Source organism: Dysgonomonas reticulitermitis (genome assembly GCF_054601275.1).
In genome coordinates, this window is the sequence record NZ_BAAHWU010000023.1 from 21654 (window position 1) to 34437 (window position 12784).

13 protein-coding genes are annotated in these 12784 nt (G+C 38.3%); 4 read left to right on the forward strand and 9 right to left on the reverse strand.

Annotated features, from left to right (window positions below; all coding sequences use genetic code 11):
* The first annotated feature begins 11 nt into the window (after positions 1-11).
* From porL to porN, 3 genes are read left to right on the forward strand one after another with little or no spacing between them, the layout of a single operon-like run.
* On the forward strand, positions 12-896 hold the full coding sequence (gene porL / locus ACYPZI_RS09750; RefSeq protein WP_459601041.1) for a type IX secretion system motor protein PorL/GldL: 885 nt from the start codon (positions 12-14) through the stop codon (positions 894-896).
* A gap of 42 nt (positions 897-938) precedes the next feature.
* Entirely contained in the window at positions 939-2507 is a 1569-nt protein-coding gene (porM, locus tag ACYPZI_RS09755; RefSeq protein WP_459601042.1) for a type IX secretion system motor protein PorM/GldM, read from the forward strand.
* Between the two features lie 23 nt (positions 2508-2530).
* Positions 2531-3403 carry a type IX secretion system ring subunit PorN/GldN gene (gene porN, locus ACYPZI_RS09760; RefSeq protein ID WP_459601044.1) on the forward strand — a complete coding sequence of 291 codons (873 nt, stop codon included), beginning with the start codon at positions 2531-2533 and terminating at the stop codon, positions 3401-3403.
* 72 nt (positions 3404-3475) lie between these two features.
* Here porN and ACYPZI_RS09765 read toward each other — a convergent pair whose 3' ends face one another.
* The 9 genes from ACYPZI_RS09765 to recO form a co-directional block, all read right to left on the reverse strand.
* Positions 3476-4030: a 2-oxoacid:acceptor oxidoreductase family protein gene (locus ACYPZI_RS09765; RefSeq protein ID WP_459601046.1), complete on the reverse strand. Its 555-nt coding sequence runs from the start codon at positions 4028-4030 to the stop codon at positions 3476-3478.
* Positions 4031-4041: 11 nt separating this feature from the next.
* On the reverse strand, positions 4042-4800 hold the full coding sequence (locus tag ACYPZI_RS09770) for a thiamine pyrophosphate-dependent enzyme (RefSeq protein WP_459601048.1): 759 nt from the start codon (positions 4798-4800) through the stop codon (positions 4042-4044).
* A gap of 35 nt (positions 4801-4835) precedes the next feature.
* On the reverse strand, positions 4836-5918 hold the full coding sequence (locus ACYPZI_RS09775) for a 3-methyl-2-oxobutanoate dehydrogenase subunit VorB (RefSeq protein WP_459601050.1): 1083 nt from the start codon (positions 5916-5918) through the stop codon (positions 4836-4838).
* 62 nt (positions 5919-5980) lie between these two features.
* Positions 5981-6211 carry a 4Fe-4S binding protein gene (locus ACYPZI_RS09780; RefSeq protein WP_459601052.1) on the reverse strand — a complete coding sequence of 77 codons (231 nt, stop codon included), beginning with the start codon at positions 6209-6211 and terminating at the stop codon, positions 5981-5983.
* 165 nt (positions 6212-6376) lie between these two features.
* Positions 6377-6853, reverse strand: a complete 477-nt coding sequence (gene ybaK, locus ACYPZI_RS09785) for a Cys-tRNA(Pro) deacylase (RefSeq protein WP_459601054.1) — start codon at positions 6851-6853, stop codon at positions 6377-6379.
* An 81-nt stretch (positions 6854-6934) separates the two neighbouring features.
* Positions 6935-8152: a DUF6051 family protein gene (locus ACYPZI_RS09790; protein ID WP_459601056.1), complete on the reverse strand. Its 1218-nt coding sequence runs from the start codon at positions 8150-8152 to the stop codon at positions 6935-6937.
* Positions 8153-8157: 5 nt separating this feature from the next.
* Positions 8158-9426: a DUF2851 family protein gene (locus ACYPZI_RS09795; RefSeq protein WP_459601058.1), complete on the reverse strand. Its 1269-nt coding sequence runs from the start codon at positions 9424-9426 to the stop codon at positions 8158-8160.
* Between the two features lie 92 nt (positions 9427-9518).
* A complete protein-coding gene (locus ACYPZI_RS09800; protein ID WP_459601060.1) occupies positions 9519-11312 on the reverse strand; it encodes a MutS-related protein in 1794 nt (597 codons plus the stop codon).
* Between the two features lie 9 nt (positions 11313-11321).
* A complete protein-coding gene (gene recO, locus ACYPZI_RS09805; RefSeq protein ID WP_459601062.1) occupies positions 11322-12041 on the reverse strand; it encodes a DNA repair protein RecO in 720 nt (239 codons plus the stop codon).
* Positions 12042-12142: 101 nt separating this feature from the next.
* Here recO and ACYPZI_RS09810 point away from each other — a divergent pair, with 101 nt between their 5' ends.
* Entirely contained in the window at positions 12143-12775 is a 633-nt protein-coding gene (locus ACYPZI_RS09810) for an HAD family hydrolase (RefSeq protein ID WP_459601064.1), read from the forward strand.
* The last annotated feature ends 9 nt before the right edge of the window (positions 12776-12784 follow it).

Here is a 12784-nt window from a genome sequence, read left to right on the forward strand (position 1 = left end):
AAAAAAATTATATGGGGAAGATGAATAGTTTAGAAGTTTTTCTATCCAGCAGTTCAGGAAAAAGGTTGTTCAACATTTTCTACAGCTGGGGAGCTGCTATTGTTATAATAGGAGCAATGTTCAAAATTATACATCTTCCTTATGCTAATCAAATATTGATGATAGGAATGATTACCGAAGCGTTGGTGTTTTTTATATCAGGTTTCGATAATTCATCGGGAGATTCCGTTTCTGCCGGTTCGGGAATCATTGTTGGAGGAGCCACCTTCAATGGAGATGTCACCGAAACAAATACAACAGAAACAGGTAAAAACCCAAAAGGGAAGGGAAGTTCTTCCGGGTCGGTAGTAATAGTCGGAGGAGGAGGGGGTAATATCCATGCTTCCGGCAGTGTTGCCCCGAGTGGTATAGCTTCCGCGACACCTAATAGAATATCATCCGCATCCGGTGTCGATCAAAAAGCACCAGTTAAAACAGGAGATGCACCTGAATATAGTCAGAGCATATCCAATACGGCACAAAATCTGGAAGATTTTTCGAATACGATACAATCTTTAAACGAAGCTTCTCAGAAGCTATTGACAGCATACAATCAAGTCACCGAAACAAATGGATTTGTAGATAATCTTGCTACATTAAACCAAAATGTAAGTGGATTGAACGATGTGTTTAATGCACAGTTGCATACTATAACAGAACAAATGTCTGCTATCAGGTACATCAACGATAGCCTGAACAGAATGAAAAATCTGTATGATGGCGCTATTGGCGACAGCTATATGTTTAAAGAAGAATCGGCTAAAATGACAAAACATATTGAAGCCCTCAATAACGTTTACGCACGTTTGTTGCAGGCTATGACAACCAATAATAACCCAAACCAACCAAAATTTTAAAGAGAAAGAAAATAATTAAAAAAACTAAAAAAGGAATAACAAATGGCTTTAAGTAGAGGGCAATTAACAAGACAGAAGATGATTAATCTGATGTATCTGGTCTTTATTGCAATGCTAGCTTTAAATGTTCCTACAGAAGTGTTGGATGGCTTTGATTTGGTAAATGAGAATCTTCAGGAATCTATAAAAGTTGCAGATGAACGTAATAAACAAATATATACAGACATTAATGCTTCATATGAAGGTAATCCCGAAAAAACGCAAGATTCTTATAGCCGGGCTCTAAATGTAAAAAGCAAAACAGATTCTCTTTTCGATTATATTCAATATCTAAAATTGGAAATAGCGAAAGAGAGTGATGGCAAAGAAGCAGACTTAAACAATTTAAAATCAAAAGATAACTTAAGCGCTTCTACTGATATAATGATAGCCCCGGAGGGTGGTTATCAAGGAGAAAACCTGAAGAGATTATTGGACAGCTACAGAGAGGCCATGATCGCACAGATTCCGGATGAGACGAAGAAAAGTATCGTACGGAACACTTTATCGACTGAACCGTCAAGAAAAGCAAAAAAAGAAGGTAAATCATGGGTTCTATCCTCCTTTGAGAATATGCCGAGTATTGCCGCCATAACTTATTTAACCGAGTTGCAGGTAAATATCAGACACGCGGAAGGTGAAGTCCTGAATGATCTGGTTAAAAACATAGACCTGAAAGATGTCAGGGTAAACCAGTTGAGTGCATTTGTTGTTCCTCAGTCCAAATTTGTAATGCAGGGTACACCATATCGTGCCGAAATAATATTAGCGGCAGTGGATACTACCCAACGTCCACGTATAGTTATCAATGGCAAAGAGTTGCCATATGAAAAGAACGGCTTATTTGAGACGACAGGTATCAGGGGGCTTAATAAATTCAGTGGATTTATTGAAGTTATGGGTCGAGACGGAACACCGTTCAAACGCGAATTTTCTGACGAATTTACTGTTATGGAACCGATGGCTACGATAGCTCCATTACTCATGGATGTTGTTTATGCCGGATACCAGAATCCTATCAGCATATCTGTACCGGGAGTTCCTAATCAGGATGTTGTCGCAACTGTTGTAAGCGGAGGATCGTTAACAGTTTCAGGAAACACTTGGACTGCAACTCCTTCCACCTCGCAAATAGGACAAAAATTCGTTATTTCGGTATCTGCCAGGATGAACGGCACAATGCGTCCGATAGCGCAGAAAGAATTCAGAATACGGGCATTGCCTGATCCTGCACCTTATATTGAATATAGGGATGCAAGCAACAACCCGAAAGTGTTTAAAAGAGGTAATTTAGCCCGTTCTATTCTTCTTGGCACCGACAACCTGAAAGCTGCTATTGATGATGGGATTTTGAATATTCCTTTTACCGTAACAGGCTTCTCTACCATATCGTTAGATGCTATGAACAACCGGAGTGAAGAAATATCGGCAGGGAGCAACTTTACAGAAAGACAAAAAGAGCAAATGCGAGGGCTTACACGTGGTAAAGAATTAATTATAGGAAAAATAAAAGTAAGAGGGCCTGACGGAATAGAGCGGGAACTCAATGCGATGATTATAAGAATTATTTAAACTAACACAAAAATACAACTATTATGAAATATGTAATTTCATTACTATTTGGCGGATTACTGATGGCTAGTCCGCTATTAGCGCAAAACAACGCAGACAATGAACATCGGATGATGAATCAAGGGCCTGTTACTAAAACAACAGAAGACATGGTCACTGATATATCTTCAAGAGAATTATTTTTAATGGAGAATTCGATGAATGATTATTATTCTGCAACATGGAAAAGGGATATATACAGGGATGTACCCAACATAGAGGGTAACGAAACACTCTTCTATCCTACTGTCTCGACAGACAAAAGGGTAAATCTATTTTCATTAATCATCAATTTATTGTCTGACAATACCATTAAGGCATATAAATACGAAGATCAACCTGATTTTAATGCTAATAGCAAACGTGATGTAAGAGAAGTTCTGGATGAAAATAAGATTGCATATACTGCTGTAGACAATAGGACTGTGTCGGTTACACAAGAAGAGATAGCAAAAGCCAATATCATAAGTTACTTTGTAAAAGAGAGATGGTATTACGATATCAAAACCGGTAAGGGTGACGTGCGTGTTGTGGCTATATGCCCTATTATATGTGATAGGGGAAGAACTTTCCCTACATTCTGGATCAATTTTGACGACATAAGCGTATATCTGGCCAGGGCAATTTCTCCGGTGGCAGTAGCGAATGTAACTCCGGTATTGAGTAATGCCTCTATATTTGATATATTCAGAAATAGATATTACAGGGGTTGTATCTATCAGGTAGGTATGAGAAACCTATCGCAATATTTTACTACGCCGGAAAGTTTAGCTAAAGAACGTGCGCGCATAGAAACCGAACTAGATTACGTGCAATCCAGATTTGATGCTGTTGCTGTTGCACATCACGAAAACTAAATAATCTTTCTTACATAAAAAATCCCCGGAGAGAATTTCTACGGGGATTTTTATTTATACTTGTAATCCTGGTTAACCAGGTTTTTGCATTTCCTGTATTATCTCCATGCCTTTATGTATAGCCTGCTCGTTCATCGGCAACAAACCATGATGACGTTCCGGCAAAGATTTCTTGAGCCCCAACATTACATTAGCCAGATCTACCATCGGACAGACCTTGAGAAGACCGCCCAATACAATCATATTGAATGCTTTTGTATTCTTCATTTGGGTAGCAGTATCTATCGCATCTATTTTATAGATGTAAATATCTTTTCTCGATGGCGCGCGTCTGAATCCATTCGGATCGTATATAAGTATACCTCCGGGTTTTACATGTGATTCGAACTTATCCAGAGAAGGCTGATTTAGAATGATCGCTATATCATATTCGTTCACAATAGGTGAACTTATTGTAGTGTCACTCAGTATAACTGTTACATTAGCTGTTCCTCCACGCTGCTCAGGGCCATAAGAGGGAAACCATGATACCTCTTTATCCTCCATCAGGCCGGAATAAGCCAATATCTTACCCATCGAGAGTACTCCTTGTCCACCAAAGCCTGCGATTATTATTTCTTGTGTCATGTATTCTTGGTTTAAATGTTTTTCAAATCGCCCATAGGATATACAGGGAACATATTCTCTACCATCCAATCATTAGAGGCTGCCGGAGTCATTTTCCATCCCGAACTACATGTGGATACTATTTCGACAATAGATGTACCTTTATTCTCCATTGCATTCTCAAAAGCTTTTCTGATCATACGCTTCGCTTTTTTTACAGCTGCTGCCGTATGCACACTTTGGCGTGTAGCTAAGCAAACACCATCCAGTAAAGCTAGCAGATCAAGTATTTTAAGAGGGTATCCATTCTCATGAATATCTCGTCCGTTAGGTGTAGTAGAAGTCTTCATCTTATCGAGGGTGGTAGGAGCCATTTGTCCTCCGGTCATACCATATATGCCATTATTAATAAAAATAATAGCAATATTCTCTCCCCTGTTGGCAGCATGTATAGTTTCGGCGGTACCAATTGCCGCTAAGTCGCCGTCTCCCTGGTACGTAAAAACCATTTTTTCGGGATTTAACCGCTTTACAGCCGTAGCTACAGCCGGTGCTCGCCCGTGCGCGGCCTCTTGCCAGTCTATATCGATATAACTGTATGCAAAGACACCGCATCCTACAGGAGCAATTCCTATTGTTGTTTCTTTAAGTCCCATTTCGTCCACAATCTCTGCAATGAGTTTGTGCACAACCCCATGAGAACAACCCGGACAGTAGTGCATCTCGGTATCGTTCATCAGTTCGGGCTTGGCATATACGAGGTTAGCCGGATCTATTATATTTGCGCTCATAATTATTAAACTTTGAATTTTATATAACGGCTTTATTATAAACCGAATTTATTCTCAAGAGCATCAACCACTTCGGAAGGAGTAGGCACAATACCTCCCATACGTCCGTAATGTTCAACCCTTACTTTTCCACTTACAGATAGACGGACATCTTCAACCATTTGCCCGGCATTCATTTCCACTGTAAGTATACCTTTTATCTTGGATGAATATTTATCAATTTCTTTAGAAGGAAATGGCCAAAGGGTAATAGGGCGAATAAGACCTACTTTTATACCTTTTGCACGAGCCAGTTCCATCGCTTTCTGACACAAGCGGGCAGCCGAACCAAAAGCCATTAATATATAGTCTGCATCTTCACAGTTGATTTCCTGATGCATGCATAATTCACTTTCTATTTTTTTATATTTAGCCTGTAAACGAAGATTATTAATCTCCATTTTCTGAGAATCCAGTTCAAGGGTTGTGATGATATTCGGTTTTCTGCTATCCGGTTTCCCTAAAGTAGCCCAGGGGCATTGCTCTCTTATTTCAGCATCTGTTCTTCTACGCTTATAAGCCGGAAGTTTCACTTTTTCCATCATCTGCCCTATTACACCATCGGTAAGAATCATTACCGGAGTTTGATATTTAAAGGCCAGATCGAATCCCAGTACTACAAAATCGGACATTTCCTGTACCGAGCTGGGAGCTAATGTTATCAATTTATAGTCGCCATGACCGCCACCCTTCACTGCCTGAAAATAATCAGCCTGGGAGGGTTGTATAGTACCTAATCCGGGACCGCCACGCATAACATTAACCAGCAGGCAAGGTAATTCGCCTGCCGCTATATACGATACGCCTTCGAGCATAAGGCTCATACCCGGGCTTGAAGATGTAGTCATTACAGCTTTTCCGCAACCGGCGCCACCGTACACCATATTAATAGACGCCGTTTCACTTTCAGCCTGAAGAACAACCATACCTGTTGTTTTCCAAGGGGCTTCGTTCATCAATGTCTCTAATATCTCCGACTGTGGAGTAATAGGATAACCGAAGTATCCATCAGCTCCATATCTGATTGCAGCATGAGCTATGGCTTCGTTGCCCTTCATTAAAAATATTTCTTCTGACATAAGCTTTTGATTGATTAAAAACGAATTATCTTTTTACTTTCGATACAGGGATAATTCGTAAACTATTCGATTTTTTTCTTATAAACGGTAAGGCATCCATCAGGACATACATATCCGCAATTGGCACATCCGATACAAGCGTCCGGATTTTTCATGTAAGCATAATGATAACCTTTACTATTTACATTACGAGGCTGTAATTCGAGGACATCGCAAGGGCACGACACTACACATAAATTACAACCTTTGCACCGCTCTTCGTTTACAACAACTGTTCCTTTTACTTTGGCCATTTCGATTTACTGTTTTTTTAGTAGAATGATCTCCAGACACAAAGGTATAGGTATTTATTTTTATTTCTTCCTCTTTTAGTCATAAAGATATTAAAAAAAACCATGTCTTTAAACATATTTTTGGGGCGTTAAATACTGAATATCAGATATTTATGAAATAAATGATTATTCTGTTAAGTTTTCAACCTTAAAATTGACAATTTGAAACAAATCCTGTGGTTTTATTTGTATTTGTAATCCCCTCTTACCTGCGCTTATATAAATAAATGAATGTTTTTCAACCGTTTTGTCAATATATGAGGGGTATTGCTTTTTCATTCCGATAGGAGAACAGGCTCCTCTGATATAACCTGTTACGGTCAATAAATCTTTCATCGGAATCATATCACAATTTTTATTTCCGGATACTTTAGCTGCGATTTTCAAGTTCAGTTCTTCGGCTCCGGGTATAATACAAACAAAATAACCCGACTTATCACCTTTCAGGACTAACGTTTTGAATACCTGATCCACAGGCTCATTAAGCTGTTCTGCCACATGAATTGCACTCAGGTCATCTTCATCAACGTCATAAGGTACCAGGTTATACTTTATTTTTTGCTTATCCAGCAACCTGATGGCATTTGTTTTGTCAATCTTCATTGATACTTGCTATTTCACATACTGAAACAATTAATTCTATGAGATGTTTCTGAAATTAATTATTTATAGCTTTCGATAACATTATTGGAGAAATTCGCAAATCTTGTCAAAAGTGAAGCGGAACTGCCGGTCTACCTCATCCGCTATCTTTGGCAGAGCCGGAAACGGATCTTCATGTATATATTTATACGGGTAATCTAACGTCTCTATCCTAACGGGAATATCCCTACAAATACCTTGTAGGGTATTTATAACTTCATAGGCAGGGACTACTTCATCATTAGCCAATGTTATTGCGTAAAACTGATGGCTCATTCTTCGGAAAGTTTCTTCACGTTCCAGAGTCAATGTTTTATAATTCAACATACTCCTAAAATTATTACCTTCAGGATGAGTATGCATATAATGACGAAGTACCTCATCCCGTCTCATATGGCTTTCTAAATGCTCGACAACATAAGAGTACAGGCTTACATTCGCCTCACTATCGAGGATAAATTTCGATACCGGTGACAAACGATTGAATACCGCCCCACCGCAAAACGTAGCATACTTAGAATTAGTAAAATGGCCATCTTTATTGCTCATCATCAGTATTTCGCCAAGAAAAGTACCAATAGAATAAGAAAAAAAGTCTATCGATGCATCGGGTTCGATGGCAGGATGGCGCCCTTCCTTCATCGCTTCTACAAAATCGATTACATCGTAATAGGTTTGCAATCCCGACCAGATAAACCGTTGAGGCTTATTATGTAATCGTGTGCTGATAGCTACATTCGACAGGCTCGAGCAGATTACATCGGGATGACGCTCTTTTCTTTGCTCACTCACCCGGTACATTTCGCGGGTACTACTCCATGCGGCCGGAGCCCTGTTCATATGAAAGGCGATAGGAAACATTACAATGGACTTGCCCGTTTTCCCGGCAATGTATGTAGCCCATGGCAAGTATTTATACCACGTTTTTTCGTTGAATCCGTGAAACATGAATATTATACCTTTAGCTTTCTGTTCCTTTTCGGGCATAATCATATGATAACGGAACTTAATATTCTCCCCTATTTCCGAATCTTTCTTATTCAACATCCTTTGAATAACATCCGGTTCATAATCCTGAGGGAGACCGGGTATATATTCATAATCGTCATTATTTCCCAGTCCACCGGGAAGAATAAAACGATAATTCGATTCGAAAGTATAGTTCCGCATTACCAGATTATTGTCTATTACTATTTCACTATCTGTGTAATTCTCTATCTTTTTGAGATGATTAAAAAGATCTATATACTTCATATCCATCCATTTTATTTTTTATCTATCAATAATTGGTGTCCAATACGACAATATAAACATTTTTTGAGTTCACAATATTCTCTTTTCAATTGGATAATGGCTTGTGAATCCGCCGCATTATTTAAAGGCATTTTCAGTTTTGAAAAACTCTTGGTTATACTATTCTGTTCGGGCTTCAACATCTCCAAGAATTGTAAGGCGCGATCGCAATGCACTTCACTATTTATGGACTTTCCGTAAATGAACAAAATAGGCGCGATTGTATTTATCAGTATTATATCAAGTGATGAATCGCCAAGATATTTTGATTTCTTCGGCGAAGACTGTCCGAATGTATAATGAGTCTGCCAATATTCCGATGCATTAACATGAAACATCAACCGTATGCGTCCAATATCGGTGCATTCGATAATTTTAGAAAATAATCCATAAGAACTATGTAATAAAGCCGCAAGCTGGGCGATCCTTATTTGAGGAAAAGCCGTTGGCCGCGTCCTTAAACTTTTGAATATATATGATTCTAACGGTTTCAGCTCGTATTTATTTTTCAGGAACTCGTATTCTTTTTTCAGCAAAGAAAAATAGTTATCCGAAACTTTTACATCTTCTAATATACCCGCCTGACCAAATAACAAAGCTTCTATCTGAACAAGATTATCTCCCTGTTTCTGTATATATCTTAGTGGAAGACTTAAAGCAAGCCGTTCGAAAGAATCGGAATTCAATCCGAAACCAAAATTACGGGAAAGCAAGACATAAAACACATCCTCCCACGAATTATTAAAACGCTCAAGTAATATTTGTATATTATTTGACTTTCGTTCCAAACGCTCGATCAGCAAACTACGCATCCAGGAGTTAAGATGAAAAGACGGCATGGACGCAATATAATTGCAACAGGGGATATCGGTATTGGAATGGATCAGAAAATCGTAATTTTCTTTTATAGATTCAGGATAGGCTATTTCACACTGAAGGACAGATTGCCCGGCTTCGTTAACTACTTCGCAATTTGCTTTCTCTACAACATGGAGGATCACCGAATTATAATTCTTATTCGTATGATGTTTATGTCTTACCCAATCATCGGAAGAAATATGAATCTCTACATTTCCCGCCCAGACTTTATCGCCTATCTTGATTTTCGCATTAAAGAAATCAGGGCCTTCGTTGGTATTTGATAAACCGACATCTATCACCTCAATCTGTTGTCCATCTGTCGTTCTAAGATCTTTTCGAAACAATCGAAATTTCCATATGTAGTGTAAAATGTCTTCCATAAATATTGTACTATAATATTAGTATGTCCACTGTTAACTGTTGACTGCTAACTGCTAACTGCTTACTGTTAACTGTTGACTGTTGACTGTATTTATAATCCTGTTATTCCCATTTTTTTCATCAAAAAACTTGCATTCATATTTTGGGCAATTCCTTCCCTTATCTGATAAGTAAATGACAATTGTTCGTCTTTTATATCGGCTTCGAAACGGTAATTCTTTATTGCATCGGGAAATTCCTTTTCCAGATTTCCTAAAACAAGATCATGTGTTGCGATAATACCGTTCCCATTCAACGACACCAATTGCTTCATTAAAGCGATGGAACCTTTTTGTTTATCTTCGGAATTAGTACCTTTTAGTATTTCGTCCAGAATAATGAATAATTGCTCACCCGATTGCAACCGGTCAATAATCATTTTCAGACGCTTAAGTTCTGCAAAAAAATAAGATTCGTTATCAGTCAACGAATCGGAAGTACGGAGATTTGTTACCAGTCTGAATGGATAAAACTTTAAAGAACTTGCACAAACCGGAGCTCCGGCACAAGCTAGCGTTAAATTTATGCCAACAGTACGCAGATAGGTACTCTTTCCTGCCATATTTGCTCCTGTGACTACAAGGAAAAATGGATTTTTATTTACCGCAACATCATTACGCACACAAACACTTCTATTAATCAGAGGATGTCCTAATTCTTTTCCATCGAAAACAAATGTATCTGAAACCTCCGGATAAATATAATCAGGGTGATTGTATGCATAAAAGGCAAATGATACCAGGCTGTCAAATTCTGCTAATACCTTTAGCCATGTAGCGACATTATCTTTATGCTGTAATATCCAATTTTCTATCCTTATCGCATAGTAAATATTCCAAAAGAATACAGGATTAAGAAGTATCAGCCCTAAAACGTTGAAAGACTGGTCAAGATTGTTGCTATACGATTTCAATTGGTGTATTGCTGAAGATGCCGGTTCGTTACCTTTTATCTTCTCTTGCATCTCCTTTAACATCGAGGAACTGAACTGCTCTGTTTCTATAATCTTCAAAAGCCGGGAATATCTTTCTAAAACACTCATCCGCTTTTCAAACAGGTTCATTTTCTCTTTTATATCCTTCAACGGAACAAGACTTAACATAAAAGCTAAAGACCAACACATCCCCACAACGGAGAAAGGTATTACCTCTAAAACATATAATACAGTAACTACGGCAAAAACAACAGGGATAATATATACAAAGTATCTCCAGAAACTCTTAGCAAGGGACTTGGTCTGCATAAATTGCTGCGAAAAATAATGAATATCCAGGTCTTCTGTTTCGCTCAGTTGACCCGTTACCCTAAAACGGTTAAGAAGACCGGAATCAGCGCTCAACTCTTTCACCGCATCCTGATGACCTACGATATCTGCTTTTCTTTCATAAGTATCGAGTAAAGAATCCGCCAGCCTGTTTTTTCCGAAAGAAGTAACAGTCCTGTTAATGGATTGAAAAAACGAACGATTACCGAACATATCCAGATCGAGACTATAACTATGGTCACCATCAGCCTTTTCGGGAGCCCCGTCAAACGCGGAAAAGTCATAATCGATTCCGTTCAGTTCATTTTCAGCATTCCGGATAAGCAGTTCACAATACCTCTTTTGCAAGAAAAGCTTATAGTGATATTTCATAAAAAAAAGGAATAACATGATAGAAAATCCAACAGACAATAAAACAATTGAGGTTTGCCCCCAAAACAGGTAACAGAGAGAAATACAAACCAACACGATCACAAGCCTGATAGTTCCTGTTTGAAATATATCTTTTTTCAATTTTGAAAGTTTTGCACTTTCCGACTCAATAAGTTTTTTATACGATTCCTTTACTTCGTCCAATGTCATATCTATAGCTTAAAATAATTCGTGTAATACATCCAACGATTTCAAGGCCGGAAAATCGTAAAGATGTAAACGATAATATTCAATTATTCTGTTTATAATTATTATCCGGTCTTGCCTTGTGAAGACAAAATGGTGCATATTCTCGTAAGATACGCGTGCCAGCAAAGATAATACTTTACTCTCTTGCCTGTTAAGAAAATGCCTGTGTAATGGTTGAAAAGAAACAAATTCACCATTTATCATATCGAACAGGCCATTATCCTTATATTCTTCCAAATTGGGATAAAAACCCAAAAAGTGACTAAGTTTGAGCATAAAAACCAGATGATAGTTTGCTATACTCTTATCTGTCATGTCTAATATTTGCACCGATTGACAGAGGAATTCGAAGATCAGTTTATCACTGGTATCGCGTAAAACCCTGGTAAGAAACTCGGAAAGGAAAAATGCCATTGACGTTTTTGCCAGATCGCCCGAAATACTATACAAGTGAGTATCGATCCGAGCCTCTCGTATACGCTGGATATCGCGTGAAACCTGATGTTCCACCTCCATATCGAGTATTGCCAAGGGAGAGAATAAAGAACGAGGCGCCTTTGAGCTTTTACCTTTAGTTTTGGAAACCATATAAGTCACCCGGCCGAAAGATTCGGTAAAAACTTGGGCAAGAATATACTTGTCGTTATAATTTATCGTATTCAGAACTAAACCTCTGGTTTTATAAAGCACTTCTACAATCGTTTTATTTTAACAAATGTACAATACATATTCGAAAAACGGAGGCTCTTAAAGAATAATTAGCTAACTTCGCAGTCAATAAACAGAGTGTCATGTCTAAAAATATAAAGAACATCTTATTCGATCTGGGTGGAGTAATTATAACCCTGAACAAACAAAACGCATTAGATCGCTTTACTGAAATAGGGTTCCCTAACATAGAAGATTATCTGGGAGAATTTCGTCAAAACGGTATATTCCTGGAATATGAAGAGGGCAAAATTTCACCCGAAAATTTTTATAAAGAATTTCGCAGATTATCAGGGAACGAAAACATCCCGGCCGAAGATATAGATTCAGGATGGCTTGCCTTTTTAGCAGGTATTCCGGAATACAAATTTAAGTTGCTAAAAGATTTACGCAAAAAGTATAAGGTCTACTTGTTAAGCAATACCAATCCTTCGATTATGGGATGGGCTTTATCAAAAGACTTTTCTCCTGAAGGGCTGGCGATGGATGCCTATTTCGACAAGTGTTATCTTTCTTTTCAGATAGGATGCGCTAAACCGGATAGAGAGATTTTTGACTTTATCACGGATGATTCGGGAATGATCCCAAGTGAAACCCTTTTTCTTGACGATGGAAAAGCCAATATAGAAATGGCGAACGAGATAGGATTCAAAACGTATCAGGTAGATCAGACCGAGGATTTAAGAAAAGTATTTACTGACAGGGGATTACTATAAACTACATAT

Bases quoted from the DNA above. Each gene is read 5' to 3' on its own strand.
- ACYPZI_RS09810 (WP_459601064.1), top strand. From the start codon at position 12,143: ATGTCTAAAAATATAAAGAACATCTTATTCGATCTGGGTGGAGTAATT.
- ACYPZI_RS09790 (WP_459601056.1), bottom strand. From the start codon at position 8,152: ATGGATATGAAGTATATAGATCTTTTTAATCATCTCAAAAAGATAGAG.
- porM (WP_459601042.1), top strand. From the start codon at position 939: ATGGCTTTAAGTAGAGGGCAATTAACAAGACAGAAGATGATTAATCTG.
- ACYPZI_RS09800 (WP_459601060.1), bottom strand. From the start codon at position 11,312: ATGACATTGGACGAAGTAAAGGAATCGTATAAAAAACTTATTGAGTCG.
- ACYPZI_RS09770 (WP_459601048.1), bottom strand. From the start codon at position 4,800: ATGAGCGCAAATATAATAGATCCGGCTAACCTCGTATATGCCAAGCCC.
- ybaK (WP_459601054.1), bottom strand. From the start codon at position 6,853: ATGAAGATTGACAAAACAAATGCCATCAGGTTGCTGGATAAGCAAAAA.
- porL (WP_459601041.1), top strand. From the start codon at position 12: ATGGGGAAGATGAATAGTTTAGAAGTTTTTCTATCCAGCAGTTCAGGA.
- porN (WP_459601044.1), top strand. From the start codon at position 2,531: ATGAAATATGTAATTTCATTACTATTTGGCGGATTACTGATGGCTAGT.
- ACYPZI_RS09765 (WP_459601046.1), bottom strand. From the start codon at position 4,030: ATGACACAAGAAATAATAATCGCAGGCTTTGGTGGACAAGGAGTACTC.
- ACYPZI_RS09775 (WP_459601050.1), bottom strand. From the start codon at position 5,918: ATGTCAGAAGAAATATTTTTAATGAAGGGCAACGAAGCCATAGCTCAT.
- ACYPZI_RS09780 (WP_459601052.1), bottom strand. From the start codon at position 6,211: ATGGCCAAAGTAAAAGGAACAGTTGTTGTAAACGAAGAGCGGTGCAAA.
- ACYPZI_RS09795 (WP_459601058.1), bottom strand. From the start codon at position 9,426: ATGGAAGACATTTTACACTACATATGGAAATTTCGATTGTTTCGAAAA.